The organism is Wolbachia endosymbiont of Nasonia giraulti (assembly GCF_048054155.1).
Classification (GTDB): Bacteria; Pseudomonadota; Alphaproteobacteria; order Rickettsiales; family Anaplasmataceae; genus Wolbachia; species Wolbachia pipientis_C.
The window spans coordinates 22,251-46,874 of sequence record NZ_JAFEVH010000006.1; the positions used below are offsets into that span (position 1 = coordinate 22,251).

Genomic DNA, 24,624 nt, shown 5'->3' on the forward strand with positions numbered 1-24,624 from the left:
TTAATTAAGTTGAGATGTTTAATACTTTCTTATATAATATATCCATTTACAAATGAATAGTAAACCTAACTATAGGTTAATATGAAAAACATATTTTTATCAATAATTAATAATATTTAGATACTTTATATATCAAGGAGTAAGTTACCATGATAGAGCTTGTAATATATGCTTTACTAGCGGCGTTTATTTTTTCACGCTTATATAATTCTTTAGGAAGATCATCCAGTCTCAATCTAAAAAAGCTAACAGGTGTATTAGATGTAAGTCAAAGTAAAGAGGATGTGGTAGAAAATATCGAAGATTATACTTATAGCAATAACAAAAGTTCAATAGAAGCTACTTATAAACAAATATTACAAAAAAACAGAAAGTTCTCTATTTCCAATTTTATAGAAGGTTCAAGCATAGCTTTTGAATTAATAATTAAATATTTCAACCAAGGAAATTTACCTCAATTAAAATCTCTTCTGGACAAAGATTTGTATAATAGCTTTGTGGATAAGATTAAACATCGTAAAGAGATACACGAGTCTATAATTGTTTCTATTGTTTTACAAAAAATCTTAGAAATAAAGCTAGTAAAAAACGTAGTATTTATTGCATTATACTTCCTTTCAGAGCAAATTCACTTCGTTAAGAATGGTGAAGGAGACATCATATCAGGTAGTATGTCTACTATTAACAAAGTTGAGGATGTATGGCAATTCAAAAAAAATATTAATTCATCAGATCCAACCTGGTTGCTTGTTTCCATTAACTATAAGAAGGCAAGTACCGATAAAAATTTAACAGCAAATGACAAGTAAGATTAGTTACACCTATGGAAAGTAGGCTACGAGAAATAGTACTTGATACTGAAACTACAGGTCTTGACACTGAGTCTGGCCATCGAATTATTGAGATAGGATGTGTAGAACTAATTAACCGTATTCCAACAGGTAAAACATTTCATCGATATCTTAATCCAGAGAGAGATATACCTTACCACTCATTTAAGATTCATGGTATTAGTGAGGAGTTTTTGGAAGATAAGCCACTATTTTCAGATGTTGCACTTGAATTTCTTGACTTCATATCTAATGACATCTTGGTAATTCATAATGCTGAATTTGATATTAAGTTCCTTAATATGGAGTTAGGCAAGTTAAATGCTGGGTTAATTTCCTCAGATAGAGTGCTAGATACATTACCACTTGCAAGAAAAAAGTTTGTAGGATCACCTGCTTCTTTAAATGCATTATGTAAACGTTTTGATATATCGTTGGAAGGTAGAGAGTTGCATGGAGCATTAGTTGATGCTCAATTGCTTGCAAAGGTCTATGTTGAGCTTACAGGAGGATTGCAAACCTTTTTATTTAATAATGAATGTGCTCAGGACAATAACTCTACGTTTATTCAGCATAAAGTGCGTAATTTAGCTCGCAGAGAACATTCACCAAGTAGTAAAGAAATTGATGAGCATAAGAAATTGTTAGATAAAATTAACAACCCACTTTGGAAGGAATATATTGAATCAATCAACTAATCAAGATATGATTTAACTTTATTGGAAACGCTTTAATGATAAAGTTTATAAGGTTATTGTCTAGTTTGCTAATAACAGTAGCAGCTATCTTCTTAGGTTATTGTTATTTTACCAAGCAAGGCATATTTGTTTCACAAAATACAGAAATTAAAATAGGTGGGGATTTTTCTTTGATTAATCAAGACGGACAAACAGTACGCAGTAGTGATTTTAAAAATAAGTATATGATGATTTTTTTCGGATTTTCCTCATGCAAAAGAATTTGCCCTATGAACCTCGGAATAATTTCAGAAACACTTGCAAAGTTAGATAAGAAAACTGACAATAAGATACAAACATTTTTTATCACAGTTGATCCTGAGCGCGATAACATAGAAAGGCTTAAAGAATTTCAGCAGCAATTTGACCATAGAATACAAATGCTAACTGGTGAAAGACAAAAAATAGATGAAGTAGTTGCAAAGTATAAAGTATATGCAAACAAAGTAGGTGGAGAAGAGGAAATTAACCATTCTTCAATAATATACCTTATTGGCCCTGAAGGAAAATATGTCACACACTTTGTAGCTGATTTAAATTCAGATGAAAGTCAATCTGATAAGATTCTGGCTGAGATAAAAAAATATGTAAGCTGAACTAAAGAGCTTAGCTTACTTTAAATTTATGCTAACGGCTATTTTGATTAAACTAAGTCGTTTTTTTAATTTTTTCTAGGATCAACTCAGCAGCTTTTTGTTCAGCAATTTTCTTACTAGGAGCGCATGCAGAAACTTTGTCATAACTCTCTATGCAAACTGATATAGTAAATTCAGGATTGTGTGCTGGTCCGGTTTGTTTTACAAGCTCATACTTTGGTAAAGGTAATTTATTTCTCTGAGTCCATTCTTGCAGTGAAGTTTTAGGATCTTGAGGAGGATCGAGGATGTCTTTAGCTAGCTTTTCCCAATGTCGGATAATAAATTTTTCAACACTCTCAAGTCCACCGTCAATATAAATTGCACCTATTAGTGCCTCAAGCGAATTTTCTAAATTTTTTAAGTTACATTTCCCTCCGTTGCAACGTTCACTATTATTCATGATGATAAAGTTACCTAACTCTATTTCTTTAGCAACATTAGCAATGGTACTGCCACAAACTAGATCCGTTTTTCTTTTTGCCAATGCTCCTTCTTTTTCTTCAGGAAACATTTTAAACAGCATAGCAGATACAACCATGTTCAAAATACTATCGCCCAAAAACTCTAGCCTTTCGTAGCTTACGATCTGGTCTTCGCTATTCCTTTTATTTACGCTTGGATGGGTTAATGCCTCTTCTAATATTGCATGATCTGTAAATTTATAATTAATAACTTTAGATATTATATCGTTCAAAACTTTCATGTTCATCATTCAAAAGAAAAGCACTCCCTATCATACCTTTACACTAAAAAGTTAGCTCTACTTTACTAAAACAATATCAATAACTTCCAAAATCAATGTATACAACCCACTGCTTCAGTAATGTTACTAAATCCATCTCTTTTTACCAATTCTGCAAGCTCCAGATTGATTTTGTTCACAACTTGATGCCCCTGATATACGAGAGCAGTGTACAGTTGTACTAAAGAGGCTCCTGCCTTTATTTTTTCATATGCGTCAATACCACTTGAAACTCCCCCACATCCTATCAATAGAATCCTGCTCTTAGTAAGCTTGTACATATCACTCAATAACTCGGTTGAAAGTTGAAACAATGGTCTGCCGCTCAACCCACCACTCTCATTATAGTAAGAATCTCGACTTATCGTAGTGTTGCTTACTATTAAGCCGTCAATTTTATATTCTAGTGTAAGCTCAGCGATATTTTCTTTTGTTTGCTGATCTATATCTGGAGAAATTTTTAATATTATCGGTATGGATTCAGAGCTATCGATTGATTTCCGGGTTAGAGTGATAGATTTCAACAATTTGGATAATTCTTGTTTATTGTGCAAATCGCGCAAGTTAGGTGTGTTTGGGGATGAGATGTTCAGTACTATATAATTGCTCTTTCCATATACTATCTTTATTAAGTCAACATAATCGCTGATTTGGTCCTTTGATGTACTGTTTCTTCCTATATTTATACCAAAAATACAATCACCAAGTTTAGTTTCACTTATCTGTTTAAGAAAATAGTCTACTCCTTTATTATTAAATCCCAATCTATTAATTATTCCTTCATCTTTAATTAATCGAAAAATTCTCGGTTTTTTGTTTCCATATTGGGGATGTTTAGTTACAGTACCAGCCTCAATAAATCCAAAACCAAATGAGAGCATCGGCTTTACAACTTCCGCATTTTTATCAAAACCTGCAGCAAGACCTACAGGACTCCTAATTTTATTACCAAAAAAGTTTACATTTAAAGACTTAGGTAGTTCTATAGGTTTCCTACAGGGCATCTTTTTTAACGCCGTTATTACCAAGGAGTGAGCAATTTCAGGCGGCAGTAAAAACAATAAATTACGTAATATCATTTTGTAAAACACTTTGCTTATTTTTAGTTTATTTTTTACCATGCAACAAGAATAATTTAGAAAGCTTGAGGTTTATCAAAATAGAAGTATATAGTTTCTATGGGTAGTAAAAACTAATTTTTCTGAAGGGAAACCAGAACTTGATCAGTATTTTTATCTACTAATTCGAGGTAGCCAAATTTGTTAATTTGAGATTTTATTAGTATGGGAATCTTATTTCGATTTAAATAAAATCCCTGTTTTGATTGTTTATTAATTCGCAACCTTACATCCCCATTTTTCCAAGCAAGCATCTTATTTATTCCAGATTTTTCTTTACAATTATCTTCATTTACAAATCCTAAGTATTCATCTTCTGAAGAAGATATTGCAATCTTGCATATTCTATACCCTACCCAATTCCCTAGATATGGATCAGTATCGTCTTTTTCGTGAAGCTTGAACTCTCCTTTGACATATTCCCATGGAGCTTTTGCATCACCTACCTTTTTTAGAAAGAGTACGTCCTGATCAAAGTTTATAATGGTCCTTGTATGAAATGTTGTTAAGCTTGTGTCCCATAATAGTTTTTCTGTGATGCTAAAATGCTCTTTATCCTTTTGCATATTTTGAAATGATACGATTATCACATCTGCTCCAACTTCTCTTCCATAGTTAACATATTGACTAGCACGCCCATGTTTGGCTGTGAATGATGACTTACCTATTAACAGAAAGTCATTAAATAACGCATTATATATAGTCTGTACACTGTAAGCTGTACCGACGTAAACCGGCTGTTTGTTGGATGAAGGGTACTTTTCTGGTGCAAGATGAGTATACGAGCTCTTTAATAAATAGTGAAAAGTGCAACTGGTAAGCAAGAAGGGCAAACCAATCAATAATAAAACTTCTGTTAATCTCTTTGGCATTTTACTGCTTATATTTTGAATATAGTATCTTATTTTTTTAAATATTTCATTAAAAGCCACACTTCTTGTTAAAATTTCAGAAAAAAAACGATCTAATTGGAGTAAGAGGCCGGGACCGGAATTGAACCGGTATAAAAGGATTTGCAGTCCTCCGCATAAGCCATTCTGCCACCCAGCCGTCTTTTTATGCGTAGATATTAATTATATCTTTTAGCATAGATAAAGCATCCTCTTTTTTTCTTTGAAAAGTGTTGCGCCCGATAATTGAACCATTACCACCACCTTGCTTAATTTCTTTTGCCTCATTGTATATATCATCCACTGACTTTGACTCACCACCAGAGAAAACTACTATTCTTTTTCCTGCAAAGCAAGACTTTTTAATATATTCAATTCTTTTAGATAATGATTCAATATTTTCTATTTTTTCTCTTTCCAGATGATTGGTTGGAAGTTTTACTTTTATTATGTTGGCACCGAGCAAAGCCGCTATATGCGCAGCATAAGCAATCACATCAACTGCTGTTTCACCTTCTTTGGAAATCCCTTCACCACGTGGATAAGACCATAGCACTACAGCAAGGCCACAAGATTTAGCCTCAGCTATAATTTTGCGAGCTTCTTCCATCATATCAAAACACTTAGCAGAACCAGGATATATAGTAAACCCAACAGCCATGCAGCCCAAACGCAGCGCATCTTTTACAGAGGCAGTTATTGCTTGATCTGAAGTTAAGCTTTTTGAGTGCAAAGAGTTAGCGCTATTAAGCTTCAAAATAAGTGGTAGCATTCCAGCATAAGTTGAAGCACCAGCTTCGATCATACCAAGCGGAGCAGCGTATGCACTTACTCCTGAATCAACTGCAAGCTGAAAATGATAATGTGGATCGTAAGCATCAGGGTTAACTTCAAAACTTTTTATTGGTCCGTGCTCAAATCCCTGGTCTACAGGGAGAATTACTAACTTGCCAGTTCCACCAAGTTTCCCATGCATAAGAATGCGAGTAAGATTCGCTTTTACTCCAGGGTTTTCACTTTCGTAGTAACTTAGGATTTGTTTTACTTCTTCACTCATTAATATCTTCAAATTTACTCAAAGTGTAGCAAAAACTATAGTTGAAGCAAAGACCTTTTTATGCTCTTGTTCCTACGCCTATATTTAAAGGTGTAACTTTAGGATCGGTGGTGTGCTGTTGTGGTTTTTCTTGAATTAAATCTTCAAAATACATTTTAACAATAGGAAGAATGAGCGGCATAAGCACTAATTTATAGTCATACCATGCAAACTTTTCCTTGTAGCTAAATTCTGCATCTTCTTCGTATAAACGCTGGATGCAGTGCTCACTATATAATTCAGAAGCTTTTATAAAAGTTCTAAGTAAAGCAATAAGTAATAAATCCAATGCTAAATTAGCCATAAGCACCATTCCATATTGAACAGGCCAGCCATTTTGTGCAATTTCCGACGCTAAACTGCACACAGCAAACGCTGCTGCTATACATATCACATAATTATCAGCAGCAATAAGTAAATTGTATCCCCTATTTAACCTATCTAGATTTTTTTCTTGTGAGCCTCTTTGTTTACTTGCTGCATAGATAATACTACAAAAGGATATAATAAATAACCATGGCCAAACTCCGATGCTGAATGCATAAAATTTATAAGCAATGTTTTGTACTTTGCCACTGTTAGCAAGTTGCGATAAGCAATATTTGACTTGAGGCGACGGACCAAGTACCACATTTGCTAATATAAAAAATAAAAGCGCTCTATTTATAGCTTTGTTTCTACGTGATAGAATCTCATCGATTTTTCCTTGTTTTTCCTGCACTTCTCGCTGTAATGGTATAGATATGCCAGCTGCTTTTAAGTCGTTAAGATATTGCTCTAGCCTATCTTTATCTGCACTAAGTTTTTTAAACTCTTCTTCAGCTATTTTTTTCTCTTTCTCTCCTACTACTTTATCAGGGTGACATTTTAATGAAGCTCTTCTAAAGCGCCGCTCAACTAACTTAAGTACATCATCAAACTCCTGACTTATTACTTCTTCCGCTTTTATTCCCAGCCTTGAAAATAAATTCCGTAAATCTTGATTACTGTAATATTGATTTCTGGTTAAACTTGCCACTATAGCCTCATTAAAAAATAGTGACTATACTACAAATTTAATACTCAAGCAAGAATTTAAACTATATCAAAAGCAATTCCGTGTTTACCAATATAAATCCTTAATTTCTTTCCTTTAATTAATCGACGATTCAGTATTTCTTCAGCCAAATGACTTTTTATCTCTTTTTCAATCAGCCTCTCTATTGGGCGTGCTCCCATTTCTTTGCTATAACCTGTTTGCGCAAGATAAGACTTTACTTCTTCTTCCACTGAGCAGCTTATACCCTTTTGCACAAGTTGTTTTTTTAATTCCTGAATAAATTTATCCACAATGTGCAAAATGACATCCGCATCCAAATCAGAAAAGGAAATGACTGCATCAAGACGATTACGAAATTCAGGGCTAAAAACCCGTTCCATTGCTTTTTCGCTGTCACTGATGTTGAAGTTTTTATACCCAAAGCCAATAGAACTTTTGTTACGTTCAAATGCCCCTGCATTGGTTGTCATAATTAAGATCGTATTGGAAAAATTAACCTTACGTCCGTAAGTGTCTGTAACACACCCATAATCCATGATTTGTAGTAATATATTATAAATATCACTATGAGCTTTCTCAATTTCATCAAGAAGTACTACGCTATATTGATTATTAGATACAGATTCTGTAAGCAATCCACCTTGGTCGTAACCCACATATCCAGGAGGGGAACCAATCATTCTAGATATTGTGTGAGGTTCCATATACTCAGACATATCAAACCGAATAAGGTTCATACCCATATTTTGTGCTAGCTGCTTCGCAAGCTCAGTCTTACCTACACCAGTTGGCCCTGCAAAAAGATACTTTGCCAAGGGTTTATTGTAACTTCTCAGACCAGATTTAGCAATTTTAATAGAATTAACGAGAAACTCTATCGCTTGCTCTTGACCAAAAATGGCCCTATTGAGATTTTCTTTCAAAGATTTTACTCTTTGCATATCATCAAACCCGCAAGGTACGTTTGTAATCCTAGCGATAGTACTCTTAATGTCTCTACTGTTTATAACTTTTCGCCTGTTTTTTTGTAACTTACAATATGCCCCTGCTTCATCTATAACATCAACTGCTTTATCAGGTAATATTCGCCCAGTGATATACTTGTGTGAAAGTTCAGCTGCAGATTTAATGGCATGTTTCGTGTAATACACTCCATGATACCTTTCATAGTAATGCTTTATACCATCTAGTATCTTTACCGTATCATTAATAGAAGACTCTTTTACATTAATTTTTTGAAACCTCCTTGCTAATGCTTTATCCTTTTCAAAGCTATTGCTATATTCTCTATATGTAGTTGCACCTATACAACGCAACGCACCTCTTGCAAGTGCAGGTTTGAGCAGATTGCCAGCATCAAGAAAGCTGCCACTTGTTGAACCTGCTCCAATAATAGTGTGTATTTCATCAATGAAAAGAATAGCGCCAGGTTTTGCCTCAATTACTTTTATTATAGATTTTATTCTCTCTTCGAAGTCACCTCTATAGCGTGTTCCTGCAAGAAGTGAGCCTAAATCCAAAGCATAAATTATGCTCGATCTCAGTGCACTCGGAACACTACCTTCAATAATTTTCAATACCAAGCCTTCAACTATTGTTGTTTTACCAACACCTGGTTCTCCGACATATAAAGGGTTATTTTTTCTGCGTCTTAGCAAGATTTCTATAGTGCGATTTAATTCATAATCACGACCAATGACATAATCTATTTTTTTGCTTCTTGCATAATCATTTAAATTTCTACAATAATTTTGCAGAACTTCTTCATCTTTTAATAATTCACCTTTATTTGCTACAGTAGAGATATCGTTATTCTTATCAAGTTTTATCTTGCGATTAGTTACATATTCTTCTATATCACCTGAATATTTTATATTGGATATGTTATAAATCAAATTAGAATCCTTTGCATTCTGTTTGCGTAATAGCTCTTCAATGTATAAATCTTGCTCAGACAGAATCTCTAATAGAATACTTGCTCCATTTATTTCTTTTCTTCCCAGACGATGAGCTCGTATCATGGCTTTATGTACTATGCGTTGAAATAGCACATCAGGCTCAACTTTGTTGACAGTTAATTCGGAGTTGTCTTGTAAAAAACCTTTTGTATTATTACCATGATCATTCCTTAATATAATATTATCTATATTTATGATTTCACCAGCTCTGATTTTACATCTTGATAAAACATAATTTACATCCACATCTTTGGTTAATGCTAGCAACAAATGTTCCACTTTTGCATATTTAAGCTTACAATCAGAAGCAATCTGTAACGCTCTATTTAAACTTGCCTCCAAATTTTTAGAAATCATCTATTATCTTTAAAAGTGTAAATTTATATATAATTAGTAGCACACAATTATTAAAAAAACTGAAATCTAGCAGCTCGTTGTAGCCAAATTGAATGAAGCTACAGATTATAGTCCACACAGCCTAACATTATACCGTTGTGATAATCTCAAAACGTTATAAGCAGCAGAATTAAGATTATCAAATTGTAGGTAAATCTAATTTGGGCTAGCTATATATTCTTTCTACCATCCTCCAATCACTTCACTTTGCAGCAAGCTTACTGGAGCTTTTAAAGAATAGAAGAATAGTTAAGTACATTAATACGCTTTTTCTAGTACTCTGCTTTTCTTCTTAAATACATTGATCTTTTTTCTACCGTATTTAGCCTTTAACGTACTTGGCCTTTTAAAGATCTTTTTGCTGTTACGTTTTTGAGATTGCATACTACAATCAAAATTTGGCTCTCCTTCTTTATCTGCTAGTGCAGGCAGTCTTCTCTTATCTTGAGGTGTAACAAAAGATAATGCAAATCCTTCAGCTCCCGCACGTGCAGTTCTACCTATACGATGAACATAATCAGCTTGCGATTGTGGTACATCATAATTGATAACATGTTGAATGTGCGGAATATCAAGGCCGCGAGAAGCAACATCTGTTGCAACCATGATTTGATTGCGGCCACGACGAAAAGAATTAATGACTCTTTCACGCTTGTGCTGCCTTAAATCACCATGAATTGCCAAAGCGCTATAGTCATCTTTGTGCAATTTGTCAGCTAGCTGATCCGCTCCTCGCTTTGTTTTGACAAAAATAATGATCGATCCTTTGCGCTGACATAATTGTGTAATAAGTTTTCCATATTTTTCTGATTCTGATGCATAAACAATTTCTTGCTTAATTTTTGCAGAAGTTGTAGCCTGACAATCAACAGAAACACGCTCTGGCTGATTAAGGTACTTCTCAGTAAGTTTAACTATATCACTAGGAAGAGTTGCAGAAAACATAAGAGTCTGACGTATTTTTGGCAGATATTTCATGATCCCTTCAATTTGAATTCCAAAGCCCATATCAAACATACGATCCGTTTCATCAAGTACAAGAGTGCTGACATTGCGAGTAATCAAAGCTTTACGCTCAATATGATCTATAATACGACCAGGAGTACCTATTATGATTTGTGGTTTTTTCTGAAGCTGATTTAGCTGCCTAAAAATAGGCTCACCTCCAATCAACAAAGCGACTCTTAGTACAGAATTTTGAGATAAGAGTTTTCTCATCTCATTTGTTACCTGATGAGCAAGCTCTCTGGTTGGCACGATGACTAAAGCTGAACCAATGCTTGGCTCATTCAGCAATTTAGCAACCAGTGGAATAGCAAATGCCAAAGTCTTTCCAGTTCCCGTTTGAGCAGATCCAAGAATATCTTTGCCCTGGAGAGCTAGAGGAATCGCTTGCATTTGAATCGGGGTTGGAACACAAAGATTATTTTTACTTAGAGCTTGCCTAAGCAAAGTTGGAAGCCCCATTTCATGAAAATTACTCACAATACATTACCCTATTAAAAAGCTTCACGATAGACTAATCTTCTAATCTTAAATTTATTGCAGACTTTTTATCTTCCCCGTTCCTACCACGCTCCTCTTTAAGCTCATAACTTACTCTTTCCCCTTTCATTCCTTTCTTTTTATCCTCTCCTCGAAGTGCATCAGGTCTTATTCCTGAACGTTCTAATGTACTAACATGTACAAAAACGTCCTCACCTTTACCTTCTGGCTTGATGAAACCATAGCCTTTTTCAACATTAAACCATTTTATATTACCAAATTCCATATGGATAACTCCTAAACTACTAACTAATATTATTAATGTGATGAAAAACTTTGAAATTACGATTTAGAATGCTTTAAGCTTAGTTACTGCAACTAAACTTCTATACTCCATAGTCTATTCTTAACATTACATAGTAATAGTACACAATTATTGTACTTAATGCAACTAAAATTTTTAACCACCAAGTGAACCTGCAACTGTCATTTCACTAACTTTAATCGTTGGTGAATTAAATTGCCCACAGAAAGTTAGATCATTTGCAACAACCAAATTGCTAAACATATCTTTCAAATTGCCAGCAACAGTAATTTCGTGTATTGGGTCAGTTATTTTACCATTTTCTATAAAAAATCCGCATGCACCTTGACTATAGTCGCCATTGATTAAATTAACACCAAAACCAAATAAATCAGTTACATATATTCCTTCTTTTACTTCCTCAATTAATTCCTTAAATGACCTATTACCATTTTTGAAATAGAAGTTACTAGCTGAAGGAATAATTGCAGCATTACTTGTACGAGTTGCATTTGCGGTCGTTTCCAAGTTTAATTTCTTAGCCGAATATAGATCTAAAATCCAGTTTTGTAGTACTCCATTTTTTACAAATTCATTTCTCCTACTCATCATTCCTTCCCCATCAAATGGTCTTGATGCTATACCTCTTGGTAACAATGGATCATCGATAATGCTAATCTCAGTATTAAAAATTTGAGTATTTAAACTATTTCTCAAAAAAGAGCTATTATTTACAATATTGCTACCATTTATGGCAGAAGCAAAGCTCTTTACTAGCTCTTTTGCTGCTCTTTTTTCAAAAACAACCGGAAATTTGCCTGTCCTGATTGTACATGAATCCAATTGATCTATTGCTCTTTTTGCTGCTTCTTTCCCTATTGACTCCGGTGTTTTTAAATCACTGAAGTTGCATGCTACATCGTAATCGTAGCCTATTTTCATTTCACTCTTTTCTCCAGCAACAACAGAAACCTGATTAACAAAAGTTGACTTACTAAATGAACCAACAAAACCAGAAACGGTTGATAATACTGTATTTACTGAAGTATGTGAAGATGAAGCTCCTTCGGAATTAATAATATTTTTATGTGCAAGAGCTGAATTTTCTGCAGCTTCAGTAATTTCTTTTAATTTATCAATTGTTACAACATTATTATCTGAGATATTTAAATCTGCAGAAGAGATATAATTACTGCCATCTACAGCAAAACTAATATAAGGATCTTCCTGGGCATTCTTTGCCATTTCCACCACTTGGCTCACTGCACTACTAAGATTATTCAAATCGTTTGTGGAAATATACGCAGCTTTGTTCTTACCTGCTATAGCTCTAATTCCGACAGTACAGTTTCTAGATTGTGATATTTGTTCAATTTTTGACAGACGCTGAGAAACCGAGGTCTTATTAGTTTCATATATTGTAACTTCTGCGTCTTGATTCTGCTTTTTTATTAGTTTAGTGATATCTGCTGCAATATTTAATATATTCATTTTTCATTCCTTGAGTTTCTATAAAGATTCTGCACCACCTATAACTTCAATCAAATCAGTTGTAATTGCTGCTTGACGAGAACGATTATAAAGTAATGCTAGTTTATTTAGCATTTCTTTTGTATTTCTGTTTGCTGATTCCATAGCAACCATCCTAGCACTATTTTCACTTGCTGCACTTTCAAGTAAAGCAGAATAAAGAGCAGCTGTAACATAATCTTGAGTCAAAGATTTTAAAATAAACTCAATATTTTGTGGTTCATACTCATAGCTGTAATCTGTTAGAGGACTAACTACAGAATTATCAATTAATAATGAGTCTTTACTCCATGGTTTTATTGTTTCTAATATTGGCTTTTGCATGAAGGTATTATAGAATCTACTGTAAAAAACCTTAACTTTATTGTATTTACTTAGATCTATATCACTAACCAAGGCTTCCACACGCTTTAGTGTGATTCCCTTACTATTTTCAACCTTCAAGATATTTTTAGAATTAAATCTATTTTTGCCTGTCTCAAAAGCTTTCTTACCAAAAAAAACAATGTCTACTTTCTTATCATTTGCAATTAATTTGTTTATATGCTCCTGACTGAATTTAACAACAGAGGAGTTAAAGCTGCCACATAAACCACGATCAGATGCAATAATAAATACTAGGAAAGAATCTTCATTATTGATATTTAGAATTCTTGCTAGTAACTCTTGATCCGCTGATAGCGCTAGTGAAGAAATAATGCTATGCAGCTTAGATATATGCAATTTTGAATTTGATAATCTCTTTTGGCTTTGTAATAATTTTGCTGCAGAAACCATTTGCATTATTTTCGTGATTTTCTGCACAGACTTAATATTTTTAATTCTTAAGGATAATTCCTTTAAGCTCTTCATTTTGTATATAATTCTAATTTATTAAAATATATAACTGGTAATGTCTAAAAACAAGTTTTTTTGACATTGGAGTCAAACCTAACTAAGAAACTCACAGATTTACTGTTTTGAGATAAAGATTATATTAAAGCAATCTCGATGTAAAAGTATCACACCTTATGGAGTCTTATAATATAAGGTAAATACAATTAAGACTATTGCAACTTGAGCACTTATAATCCCATTGCTTTAGCTCTTTATTACAATCAACACATTTCCAACCTGGATCAGGCACAGCTTCTGAGTCCATCTTATTTAGCCAGTAAATTGCTTGATCATACTCTTGTAGCATAATCTTGAGCTGTACCATAACAAGGTAGATTGATATGTAATTAGCTTTTTTCATAGCAATATCTAAATGCTGACTTGCAAGATCATATTTCCCTAAGCTAATTGAAGACAAAGCAAGCAAGCAATAACTAAAATAATAATCAGGGCGTAAGTTATATAGTCTTTCAGCGCCTTTATTATTTAATTTGATATACATTCTAGCTGATTGAGGAGTAGGATTTACTCTATACTCTTCCTCTAATACTGTGGAAGCTTTTCTGATTTTTTCAAGCTTGATATATAATTCTGCCTTTAAATAATTGATGGGCTGAAAAGTTGCATAATAACTTTGTGCTTTAGCTAAATAATCTATAGCTTTGTAAAAACTTCCTTTGCTTTCGTATTGCTTTGCTAAAGCGCAATAAAAAACCGCTAACATCTTTTTACGATCAAAGGGAAGAAAAATATTGAATTTGATAGCTTCCTTTAACTTTGAAATTGCATTTATCCAATCTTCTTGCAATATACAATGCTCTATTTGAAAGGGAATAGACAAAATTTTATCATTAATTGAACTAGAGCAATATTCTATAAATTTTTGAAAGACTAACCTTTCTTGCTTTAGGTGAATAATCAGTTTATTGATCAGAAGTAGAGCTAAGTTGCGATTTTTACTTGCAATACTCGTTAAATTATGGCTGAAAAAGCTGTAATTTCCCGTTTTACCTGAATTAAAGAGCTTTACTAAAGATAATTTATCACTTTCTTCATTTAGATTTTTAATTAGCTTATTGGTGTTCTCTATATTACCTAAGTCTAAGCTAAAGAAAGCTTCAAAGAGAAGCAATTCTTCCCTACTTCTTCTTCTATTTTTTATGTTAGCAAATGTTGATGAAATAGAAGAACAAAAACGTGCAACTGCAATCAATAAAAATAATAAGACTACGCAAGCAAGAATAACGAAATATAGATCAATACTTATAGTGTAATTGCCTAATTCCAACTTTATTACTTCACCACTTACCTTGATCCATATGCCAAATAAAAACGAAAAAGCAAAAATTATAAAATAAACCATGAGATGTATTGTAATAAGTGACGATATATTATTGAAGTATTCTTGAAAGCTACAATAAAATCATTCAATTTATTAAGCCATGGTTTGAATTCTGGGTATGTTAAGTCACTTATTGCGGTGGCTATGCTCTGCCAATCATTATCGCTTATTAATTCTTCAATTTCCGCAAGCTTTAACCTGAGTGGATCACTACGATCATCTATCTTTATCCAATTTGAAATGATTTTTTTAAACAAGTTACTTTTATTGTAGTTAATAACAGTCATGTTCCTCTCAAAAGACAATTTCAACCCGCATAAAGTATCTACCTCTTTCAAATTTTCCAATTCATTTACTGCATTTTCTATTTCTGGATCGTCAAGCTCTGATATCAAAGGCTTTATCGAATTTATATGATTATCAAACTTGGCTTCTTGCAATAACGAATTCTTCATCTTAATCACAAGTAGCAGCAACTTTGCGAGGTTCTTATGCCTTGAACTACCGTCACCTTGCTCACATTGAGTGTGCAGATTTCTCTTTAAATCAAATATCTTTTTCTCTACCTTAATTTGATTAACTTCAAGCAACATTTTAAGTTCATCTATCTTTTCCGTTACAATACTTATACTATTTTCACTCTCTTGCTGATTTATTTTAAAAAATATTATGTTATTTATTGTAATATAGCTAACAAACAACAATATAATTAAGAACCAACCTATGCATTTTCTCCAAGTATCATTCATAACGTAATATCTCCACAGGATCTTGAGCAGCTGCTTGTAATGCAGGAGGAATTGTCGCTAAAAATGATAAGAACAATGCAAGTGCAGAAATATTAATCACATCTTGAGAGACTAATATCACTGGCAAACTTGAAAAAAAGTATATCATAGGATCAAACAGTTTGATGTTGGTAATGTTTTCTAAAAACACTCTAATACTTTCAATATTGAGAGAAAAAACAACCCCTATAATAGAGCCAAGACAAGTTCCTGTAAAACCAATCAGCAATCCACAAGCACAAAATATGCGCATAATGCTTCCGCTTGTTGCACCAAACGTACGCATAATTGCAATTGCAGATTTCTTTTCTTGCACTATCATCATCAAACTTGAAACAATATTGAATGCTGCCACAACTATAATCAAAGTAAGAATTAAAAACATCACATTTCTTTCAGTTTTTAAAGCATTAACATAATGGCTTTGCTGAGATTGCCAACTTTCAGCTTTCATTCCTGTTTCTTCTACTATAGCATTTGCTAGCTTATTAGCCGCAGCAATATCGTCTATAAACACTTCTATATTTCTCACACTATCTTTATAATTAAAAAAAGCCTGAGCTGATTTCATGGGCATATACATCAAGGTATTGTCGTACTCAAACATACCCATATCAAATATTGCTACAACTTTATATTCTTTCATTTTTGGTATTTCACCAGACAGTGCATCAAATCCTTCAGGTGATATAAGCATAATGTTATCACCATAATCAATATTCAAAGCTTCTGCTAATCTTGCCCCTATTATGATACCTTCATCGAATTTTTCCACGTTACCCATAATTACATTATTCTTAACGGTAGTATTATTAAGTAAGTCTTTAGTTGACACACCACGGACTACGCTACCCACAATTCCACTATTTGCTGCAACGATCACTTGATCATTGGTCATAGAAGTAGCTTTTAATACACCTGGGATTTTCTCAATAGATTTTAACACTGCGTGGTAATCTGAATTTATGCTTCTATCAAAGTAAACATTAATATGACCATTAATGCCAAGTACAGAGTCGAGCAGCTTTGCTCTGAACCCATTCATTACAGACATTACTACTATTAGCGTTGCAACTCCAAGAGCAATACCAATAATAGAAAACAAGGCCATTATAGAGCAAAATCTAGAATTCTTTGCTCGCAAATAGCGAATAGCCATAGTAAATTCAAAGGCAATAGACATTATACTAAGATTTAAATATCATACTTTTTATGCTTCATATAACTGTAATTTTTCCTTTACCTCAAATTAGGTTGTCTAAATTTAGCAAGCTTATAGAATATATTCAATATTCTATATTAAGACCTTCCATATATATCGTCCAATCTTGCTATATCATTATCAGATAAAAACTTTCCTACCTGAAACTCAACTATCTCAAGAGGAAATCTTGTACTTTTATTCTCAATTTTATGAAACACCTTCCTTGGAATCTCTACTACATGATTTTTTGTTATAGCATATGTTTTGTCATCTAAACTCACGCATCCAACCCCTGATAGTATTATATGGTACTCATCTCTATAGTGGTGAAATTGCTTAGAAGTGCAGCTCAGTGGATTTATAAAAAGGTATTTTATAAGAAAATCCTTGCCCATTAAAACTACACTATAAAATCCCCATGGCTTAATCTCTTTCCTTATTGGCTTTACTTCCTTAACTTTATTAATGAACAACATTAGGCTCTTACTTGGCCGTTTATAAACTCTACCTAGTAAATTTTTTGCATCATTTTCTGTCATCAAAACTGGCTCTCTTCCTTTGGTTACAGCTTGAAACGACTCAAAATTCTTATTAAATCTCTTACTTAACTCTAAAACTGAACCCCAAGTGCCAACATCCATCCAATCGAAATTGGCTTCTATCATTACAATATTTTCTGCTTTTTCTATCACTAGGTGATCAATAGATGTATCACCCATTCCTGCACAATTTTGCTGTTCTAAATACAGAAATCTCTCTCGTGATACAAAATGCTTCATACTTTCACAACATAAATTATAGAGAGTCGGAGCAATTTTTTTTATCTCATCTATATAGCGTTTTGCTCTAAACACAAATATTCCAGAGTTCCAATAATGATCGTTACTTACCTTACGCTCGGGTTTTTCTGTAAAATCTTTTACTATATGACATTTTTCTTTCTGACCATATACTGCATTTATATAGCCGTATTCAGAATTGAATTCATGAGGCTTTACCCCAAAAGTGACTATAGAGTCAGTTTCAGAGGCTAGCTTAGACGCTTTCTCAATAGAAACATAAAAACTATTCAAATCACCTATAAAATGGTCTGAAGGCAGAACTAAGATTGTCTCGTTCCTATCGCAGAGAAGCACAGCAATTAGTGTTGCTGCCGCTGTCCCAATTTTAACTGGTTCAAAAACTACTTTACATTCCTGTAATGAATGTAATTCCTGCATCAATAATGACTCATATTGTATATTTGTGGTAATGATGGGTGGCATATAATCGCCTTTTAGCCTCAACAAAGTGTTGTGAAACATAGTATTCTGACTAAATATTTTCTGAAATTGCTTTGGCTTAGATAGAGGCCAAAGTCTGCTGCCACTACCACCACACAGTATTACAGGGCGCATTTAATTAAGATATTAATTATTTGATTAATATCTTATACTAACGGCAAAATGCATGCAAGTTTTTATTGTGAGATGATTAAAGTAAAAAGTAATTTAAAGTGATGATTGACTACGAGCATTATGGAATCCCTACATTTCGTGATGAGTCTTGTCTTCTTTCTATCTCTCTATCAATATGAGGAGTGCTGCTTTTTTGATTAACGGCTGCAGCTATTTTTTTATCAGTTTTGTTTTGCGGCTTCTCCTTTAAGCTTTCTCCAACACCTGATTCTCTGGATTTATCTATACTTTCACTACTTTTATTCAGCGCCTTTTCCAAGTCTCTTTCAATACCTGGACTTCTAGCGTCAAGCTCATCCCACGTGCCCACTATACTGAGTGGCTTATGATCCTTCTGCTTCGGCTTTGGCCTTTCCCCATTTGCAACAACATTAAAGTCGCTTTTTATTTCTTTCCAACATTCTTTCAATTGGTGTTTCGACATAGTAAGATAAGCATCACCATACTTTTTCTCATTTGCTACAAATAATAAAATTGGAACCTTAAGTATTGTAGCTCCCATATTTACTAAATTTTTTACTACCACTGCAGGAGTGAAAAAAAGATAACCAAAAGATTTTGCAACTCGATTTTTTCTAGCTATCAAATTCTCTCCTAATTTTATAGGAATGAAAGTCAGCAGTCTAGCACAAATCTTAGCTAAACCCGCAGCAAAAACAATAGGAACAGATATCAGACTTTTATCTAGCTCTAGACTACCATTTTGATCTCTAATTTCTGAAAAATTAGTGCTTAATTTTTTATAATTACTAGTGTATAGTAATTCTCCATTTTTTACCTTTTTCATTAGCACAGAAGAGTGAGTTAATCCAAACGGATATTTAGGATCATTAGTTTTTTGAGCTTCGAAAATTGGCACGTGTTTTTTCAAATCCATTCTCGAAAAGCCTAATGGCTCAAAGTATGACTTACTTAACCAATCTATAGGAATTTGCTTATCCTGATTGTCTATATAATTGATAGTAAAATAAGATCTATCATTATCTTTATCTTCGGTAACTAAAGATAATCTGAAACTTGGTTGTTTTCCATTCTCATCTTTTTGACCATACAAAAGTTTATAGGTTGGATTTTTATCTTTATCTAGTATAGCATTTCCATGCATATCCCTGTTTTCTATGATTTTAGCAGACTGTACAATTTGATCATAATTTTTTGGATACTGGCATTTCCTCCCATCCTTATATACCATTACCTTTCTAAGATCTTTGACATAAACTTGAGACTCAGATGAACTAAATAGATCCTTCACTTTTAGCGTAAGGTCTGTTCCCCACTTTTTCAATGTCTCTAACATATTGCTAAACCAAAATCACTATAGTTCAATGATAAAACTAGTACACTAATAATATATTAACACAGAATTGGCAATTTTACAAGAAAATATGCCTGTAGAAGACAAAGATTGTAAAAGCGAGGATTATATAAGTAATGCTCGACAAGTACTTTATACAAGTAATCGTAAAAACTCTTAGAGGTACACTGTGTATGTAATCTTCGCACACTACTTGCATTCCAAGAACTGCATGCCAAAAAATGCAAAACACCAGTATAACAAAAAACAAAAGCTCTAGTGGATGATTAATAGCCTGAAATAATCTTTCATTAAAAGATAAAGGGCCATCAACATAAAATGTGCAAGAAAATGAGTAAATAAACCAAGGAAATAAAAATAACAAAATCACCGCAGAAACACGCTGGATCCACCAATGATGTACTGAATTTACAGATTGACTCATATAAATATAAATAAAAAAGCCATAGTAGAAAGAAATAGCATTATTGTTAGTAACATAGCACTTTTTAAAACACTAGCAATTTCTAAATTAAGCCCAGCATCCCACAATAAATGACGAATACCATTAAGAAAATGATACACAAAGCTTACAAAGCATAAGATATAAGCTAATTTAGCAACAGGAGTGAACAATAATGCATTTAAGCACCTTACTATAATTAACTTAGGGGAGTAAACATATAATATAAAATACCAAGAAAGTATGATTAATAAAAGAAATAGCAAGATACCAGTCAATCTATGCATAATAGAAAAAAAACTAGTAACTTGTACTTTATATATTTGTAAATATGGGGAAAGAGGCCTATTACTCATAAAATTTCGTTATCGAGAAATTAAAAAATAAAGTAGAAGTAAAGACAGCAGTATAGTACATAATGACACTATTATTTGAAATGGTGAATTACGTACAAAGCCTAAGGAGGTAATCCAGCTGCAGATTCCCCTACTGCTACCTTGTTACGACTTCACCCCAGTCACTGATCCCACTTTAAATAACTCCTTCCTTGCGGTTAGGCCATTAGCTTCGAGTGAAACCAATTCCCATGGCGTGACGGGCAGTGTGTACAAGACCCGAGAACGTATTCACCGTGGCATGCTGATCCACGATTACTAGCGATTCCAACTTCATGTACTAGAGTTGCAGAGTACAATCCGAACTGAGATGTCTTTTAGGGATTGGCTTAGGCTTGCGCACCTTGCAACCCATTGTAGACACCATTGTAGCACGTGTGTAGCCCACTCCATAAAGGCCATGATGACTTGACATCATCCCCACCTTCCTCCAGCTTATCACTGGCAGTTTCCTTAAAGTACTCAGCATTACCTGATAGCAACTAAGGATGAGGGTTGCGCTCGTTGCGGGACTTAACCCAACATCTCACGACACGAGCTGACGACAGCCATGCAACACTTGTGTGAAATCCGGCCGAACCGACCCTATCCCTTCGAATAGGTATGATTTCCATGTCAAGAAGTGGTAAGGTTTTTCGCGTTGCATCGAATTAAACCACATGCTCCACCGCTTGTGCGGGTCCCCGTCAATTCCTTTGAGTTTTAATCTTGCGACCGTAGTCCCCAGGCGGAATGTTTAACGCGTTAGCTGTAATACAGAAAGTAAACTTCCCATATTTAACATTCATCGTTTACAGCGTGGACTACCAGGGTATCTAATCCTGTTTGCTCCCCACGCCTTCGCGCTTCAGCGTCAGATTTGAACCAGATAGACGCCTTCGCCACTGGTGTTCCTCCTAATATTTACGAATTTTACCTCTACATCAGGAATTCCTCTATCCTCTTTCAATCTCTAGACTAATAGTTTTAAAAGCAATTCCAAGGTTAAGCCTCGGGATTTCACTTTTAACTTATTAACCAGCCTACGCGCCCTTTACGCCCAATAATTCCGAATAACGCTAGCCCTCTCCGTATTACCGCGGCTGCTGGCACGGAGTTAGCCAGGACTTCTTCTGTGAGTACCGTCACTATCTTCCTCACTAAAAGAGCTTTACAACCCAAAGGCCTTCTTCACTCATGCGGCATGGCTGGATCAGGCTTTCGCCCATTGTCCAATATTCCCCACTGCTGCCTCCCGTAGGAGTCTGGACCGTATCTCAGTTCCAGTGTGGCTGATCATCCTCTCAGATCAGCTATAGATCATTGCCTTGGTAGGCTATTACTCCACCAACTAGCTAATCTAATATAGGCTCATCTAATAGCAATAAATTTTTCCCCCGTAGGGCGTATACGGTATTAGTTGCCGTTTCCAACAATTATTCCGTACTACTAGGTAGATTCCTATACATTACTCACCCGTCTGCCACCAAGTTATACCATAGCAAGCTACAGTACAACTCCGTTCGACTTGCATGTGTTAGGCCTGCCGCCAGCGTTCATTCTGAGCCAGGATCAAACTCTCAAATTTAGACTTCAACCTATGAAAGGTTGAGGGTACGTCGGATAAATCCGACAAAAAATAATTTAGCTTAATACTGCTGTCTTTATTTCTACTTTAGAAATATTTTAATCTCCAACTATTCAAACAACCTTAAGAATATTATTATGTGATATAATCACTATGTCAATATGTTTTTGCAAATCAAAAGCATTAATGTATAAATATATAACTATTTGGAATATTACCATGAAAAAATACATCTTTCTGCTTGCTCTCGCGCCAATGTTAGTTGGCATCACATTATACTTATTGCGCAACATTGGTAACACAAAACAATCTATAACTGCAGGTGACAAGTTTTACGAAGTATTATTCTTAAAAAAAGATAATAAGTCGCTGCTAGAAGAAATAGATTCAAATTGGGAGTATTTAGCAAATTTTGAACGCGCATTCAATCATATCTCAGATTCAATGCCAACAGACACAGCATCTATTATTTATAATGATTTGGCAGACGATAAAGATGCTCCTGATGTTTTGCGTGAGTTAGCACAATACTTAGAAGTAATGAGCTTACTTCACTCCAGCGTTGAAAAAACAAATAAAGATAAAATTAGTAATTTAGAATCAAATGCAGTGTACCCTTATTCAAGCCAAGAAGCTATCGCTATAGTAAAGATACACAGTAACGACATTAAAGGTGCAATTGAAATATTGCATTCATTATTAAATGATAGAGAATGTCCGACTCTAATCAAGGCCAATGCACAAGAATTACTTCGGATATACGAAAACTAAAAAACTTGCTTGCATAACAATTTGGCAGCGCATCTGATGAAATAAAGAACTTTACTTGACAAACCTCCCTATTTTATTATGGCACTAAAAGTATTTATGACTCAAAATTCGTTTTTGACTGTAGGATCAATCACAAAATCCAGTAAAAACTTAGGTGTTTATTGGTAGATTACGTAAAATTATAGCGGTTTTTTAAATTTTTTCTATACTCAGCCAAGTCGCGCTTGTTAGAACATTATTACAGCACCACTTACAGTAATATAGAGTCAAAATTTCACTACTCAGAGGTTCCTTTTACCTTTTTATTTAGTAAGACTTCTCTATATTTATAGTTAATATATCAAAGAATAAACTTCACTAGCAGAATGTCATTCTAGCACTAAAATGACAAAAAGAGAATAAAATCGTAATAGCTATGTATCAAGCACCGTTGTGTATTTTCTCTATATTTTAGATTACTTTGTTTACCCCCCTACCTTTACCATTCAGATACGCAGATAGTTACTACAAACCGTAAAGATGTTTAAAAGAAATCTAATTTTTTATCAACTCATACATTTCATTACCAACTTCACAATAAGGTTCTGCAGTTGTATAAAAATAATCAAAGAAGAAATAATCCTTTAGTATTTCTGTGCTGCATCCAGAATTATAGTAAGTATCAAGCCTTCCTTTAAATATCAACAAGAGTATCTTCATACTTTTTCCAAATCACCCTCCCCCAAACTGGTCTACGATGTTTGATAGGTATGCATCTCGATCATTTAACCCTTTGCTCTTATATTTACCAAGCATACTTTTCATTTTAGAGTTAAGATCGAATGCTTTTATTTCAAGATCTGCACCTTTCTTCATATAATCTAAATCATTAGCTAATTTTGTATTGAAACTCTGTGTAAGCTTTGCAGCCAGCTCTCTTGCTTTTCGTCTTTATTAAAGCTAGTATCAAACCAACCTCAGTCACATTTGCAACAATCACATGCTTTACACCATATTCATTTAGAACCAAATGCATACATATTTCACTAACCGCTTTATTTCAATACTTTTTCTGCTTTAACATTGTTATAAGCAGTGGCACCCATAATATTATTTCCTCGATTATAATGAAAAATAAAATCTCCTTTACCTACGTCTGGATGATGTTTAATTACTGCGTTTAGCTGATTAACTAAACGAAATTTATTGAGGAAATAAGAAAAAATAGGGTTAAGAATTTCAGATGCTGTTGCATATAAAATCGCATAGTTATGATCTTGCTGTTCATAGTATCGATCAAAAAATGAGCATCTCCATGATGACTTAAATTCTTCTAAACCTAAATACTTTGCTACATATTCAACAACAGTAAGGCCATTGCTAAAAATCCTCCTTAATAAAAAGGGGCATTAAGTTTCACATTTCTTACAAAGGATAAGTTATTAAAATTTCAATAATTACACCATTATCAGATAAACTATCACCCAGAACACAAAAATTTTTACACTTTGAATTAGAGTTATTATTTTTATTTGCCATAACATTCAACATCTAATCATACTGCTCTATAAAGCCTATAAAAAAAGAAAAATAGGGAACGTTCAAAAAAGTGTGTCAAACCGCATTTTCAATTCAACTCAATTTTTAACCTACCAGGAAAAAAGATATCAAGTTGAGACATAGTTAAAGCCCAATTAGGCAAAGCAGTAATCCACTTTTGCTCTA

General features: G+C 33.8%; 24 protein-coding genes, 1 tRNA gene and 1 rRNA gene. 4 read left to right on the plus strand and 22 right to left on the minus strand.

From position 1 onward, the window contains the following. Positions 1–149 precede the first annotated feature (149 nt). From JR312_RS01620 to JR312_RS01630, 3 genes are read left to right on the plus strand one after another with little or no spacing between them, the layout of a single operon-like run. Positions 150–809 (plus strand): Tim44/TimA family putative adaptor protein, encoded by a 660-nt coding sequence (locus JR312_RS01620; protein WP_416647546.1) that lies wholly within the window; start codon positions 150–152, stop codon positions 807–809. A gap of 14 nt (positions 810–823) precedes the next feature. Next, positions 824–1,528, plus strand: coding sequence for a DNA polymerase III subunit epsilon (dnaQ, locus tag JR312_RS01625; RefSeq protein ID WP_416647547.1), 705 nt, complete (start codon positions 824–826; stop codon positions 1,526–1,528). Positions 1,529–1,563: 35 nt separating this feature from the next. After that, entirely contained in the window at positions 1,564–2,163 is a 600-nt protein-coding gene (locus JR312_RS01630) for an SCO family protein (RefSeq protein ID WP_264330776.1), read from the plus strand. Positions 2,164–2,215: 52 nt separating this feature from the next. Here the strand turns inward: JR312_RS01630 and rnc are convergent, their stop codons facing one another. From rnc to JR312_RS01725, 19 genes are all read right to left on the minus strand, one after another. After that, complete coding sequence (rnc, locus tag JR312_RS01635) at positions 2,216–2,908, minus strand: ribonuclease III (protein ID WP_039950902.1); 693 nt, start codon at positions 2,906–2,908, stop codon at positions 2,216–2,218. Positions 2,909–3,000: 92 nt separating this feature from the next. Beyond that, entirely contained in the window at positions 3,001–4,068 is a 1,068-nt protein-coding gene (locus JR312_RS01640) for a quinone-dependent dihydroorotate dehydrogenase (protein ID WP_010404352.1), read from the minus strand. Positions 4,069–4,139: 71 nt separating this feature from the next. After that, on the minus strand, positions 4,140–4,937 hold the full coding sequence (locus JR312_RS01645) for a hypothetical protein (RefSeq protein ID WP_416647548.1): 798 nt from the start codon (positions 4,935–4,937) through the stop codon (positions 4,140–4,142). A 106-nt stretch (positions 4,938–5,043) separates the two neighbouring features. After that, positions 5,044–5,115 (minus strand) — tRNA-Cys (locus JR312_RS01650). Positions 5,116–5,121: 6 nt separating this feature from the next. Beyond that, positions 5,122–6,012, minus strand: coding sequence for a class I fructose-bisphosphate aldolase (locus JR312_RS01655; RefSeq protein ID WP_006015733.1), 891 nt, complete (start codon positions 6,010–6,012; stop codon positions 5,122–5,124). Positions 6,013–6,070: 58 nt separating this feature from the next. Next, on the minus strand, positions 6,071–7,069 hold the full coding sequence (locus tag JR312_RS01660) for a molecular chaperone DnaJ (RefSeq protein WP_264330778.1): 999 nt from the start codon (positions 7,067–7,069) through the stop codon (positions 6,071–6,073). 56 nt (positions 7,070–7,125) lie between these two features. Next, positions 7,126–9,405, minus strand: a complete 2,280-nt coding sequence (locus JR312_RS01665; protein WP_416647549.1) for an AAA family ATPase — start codon at positions 9,403–9,405, stop codon at positions 7,126–7,128. Positions 9,406–9,702: 297 nt separating this feature from the next. Further along, positions 9,703–10,929, minus strand: coding sequence for a DEAD/DEAH box helicase (locus JR312_RS01670; protein WP_416647550.1), 1,227 nt, complete (start codon positions 10,927–10,929; stop codon positions 9,703–9,705). A 34-nt stretch (positions 10,930–10,963) separates the two neighbouring features. Beyond that, on the minus strand, positions 10,964–11,215 hold the full coding sequence (locus JR312_RS01675) for a cold-shock protein (RefSeq protein ID WP_006015726.1): 252 nt from the start codon (positions 11,213–11,215) through the stop codon (positions 10,964–10,966). Positions 11,216–11,389: 174 nt separating this feature from the next. Continuing rightward, entirely contained in the window at positions 11,390–12,724 is a 1,335-nt protein-coding gene (locus tag JR312_RS01680) for a TldD/PmbA family protein (RefSeq protein WP_264330781.1), read from the minus strand. 18 nt (positions 12,725–12,742) lie between these two features. After that, positions 12,743–13,615 carry an ATP synthase F1 subunit gamma gene (atpG, locus tag JR312_RS01685; RefSeq protein WP_416647551.1) on the minus strand — a complete coding sequence of 291 codons (873 nt, stop codon included), beginning with the start codon at positions 13,613–13,615 and terminating at the stop codon, positions 12,743–12,745. A 166-nt stretch (positions 13,616–13,781) separates the two neighbouring features. Further along, positions 13,782–15,002 (minus strand): tetratricopeptide repeat protein, encoded by a 1,221-nt coding sequence (locus JR312_RS01690; protein ID WP_416647552.1) that lies wholly within the window; start codon positions 15,000–15,002, stop codon positions 13,782–13,784. Then, on the minus strand, positions 14,987–15,730 hold the full coding sequence (locus tag JR312_RS01695) for a hypothetical protein (protein ID WP_416647553.1): 744 nt from the start codon (positions 15,728–15,730) through the stop codon (positions 14,987–14,989). Before JR312_RS01695 ends, JR312_RS01690 begins: the two co-directional genes overlap by 16 nt. Then, positions 15,723–16,952: a lipoprotein-releasing ABC transporter permease subunit gene (locus JR312_RS01700; protein WP_006015719.1), complete on the minus strand. Its 1,230-nt coding sequence runs from the start codon at positions 16,950–16,952 to the stop codon at positions 15,723–15,725. The genes JR312_RS01695 and JR312_RS01700 overlap by 8 nt, the downstream gene beginning before the upstream one ends. A gap of 116 nt (positions 16,953–17,068) precedes the next feature. Beyond that, entirely contained in the window at positions 17,069–18,370 is a 1,302-nt protein-coding gene (locus JR312_RS01705; RefSeq protein ID WP_416647554.1) for a sugar phosphate nucleotidyltransferase, read from the minus strand. A 118-nt stretch (positions 18,371–18,488) separates the two neighbouring features. Further along, positions 18,489–19,727, minus strand: a complete 1,239-nt coding sequence (locus tag JR312_RS01710) for a hypothetical protein (RefSeq protein WP_416647555.1) — start codon at positions 19,725–19,727, stop codon at positions 18,489–18,491. Between the two features lie 76 nt (positions 19,728–19,803). Continuing rightward, entirely contained in the window at positions 19,804–20,169 is a 366-nt protein-coding gene (gene sdhD / locus JR312_RS01715) for a succinate dehydrogenase, hydrophobic membrane anchor protein (protein WP_416647556.1), read from the minus strand. Continuing rightward, a complete protein-coding gene (sdhC, locus tag JR312_RS01720) occupies positions 20,166–20,543 on the minus strand; it encodes a succinate dehydrogenase, cytochrome b556 subunit (RefSeq protein ID WP_264330787.1) in 378 nt (125 codons plus the stop codon). The genes sdhD and sdhC overlap by 4 nt, the downstream gene beginning before the upstream one ends. Positions 20,544–20,645: 102 nt before the next feature. Next, positions 20,646–22,149: ribosomal RNA gene (locus tag JR312_RS01725) — 16S ribosomal RNA — on the minus strand. 153 nt (positions 22,150–22,302) lie between these two features. Between JR312_RS01725 and JR312_RS01730 the strand changes: the two genes are divergently transcribed. Further along, positions 22,303–22,920, plus strand: a complete 618-nt coding sequence (locus JR312_RS01730) for a hypothetical protein (RefSeq protein WP_416647557.1) — start codon at positions 22,303–22,305, stop codon at positions 22,918–22,920. A 534-nt stretch (positions 22,921–23,454) separates the two neighbouring features. Here JR312_RS01730 and JR312_RS01735 read toward each other — a convergent pair. From JR312_RS01735 to JR312_RS01745, 3 genes are read right to left on the minus strand one after another with little or no spacing between them, the layout of a single operon-like run. Next, positions 23,455–23,619: a GDSL family lipase gene (locus tag JR312_RS01735; protein ID WP_341813194.1), complete on the minus strand. Its 165-nt coding sequence runs from the start codon at positions 23,617–23,619 to the stop codon at positions 23,455–23,457. A gap of 12 nt (positions 23,620–23,631) precedes the next feature. Continuing rightward, entirely contained in the window at positions 23,632–23,775 is a 144-nt protein-coding gene (locus JR312_RS01740) for a hypothetical protein (RefSeq protein ID WP_029237693.1), read from the minus strand. A 13-nt stretch (positions 23,776–23,788) separates the two neighbouring features. Further along, entirely contained in the window at positions 23,789–23,935 is a 147-nt protein-coding gene (locus JR312_RS01745) for a GDSL family lipase (RefSeq protein WP_236607939.1), read from the minus strand. Positions 23,936–24,624 lie beyond the last annotated feature (689 nt).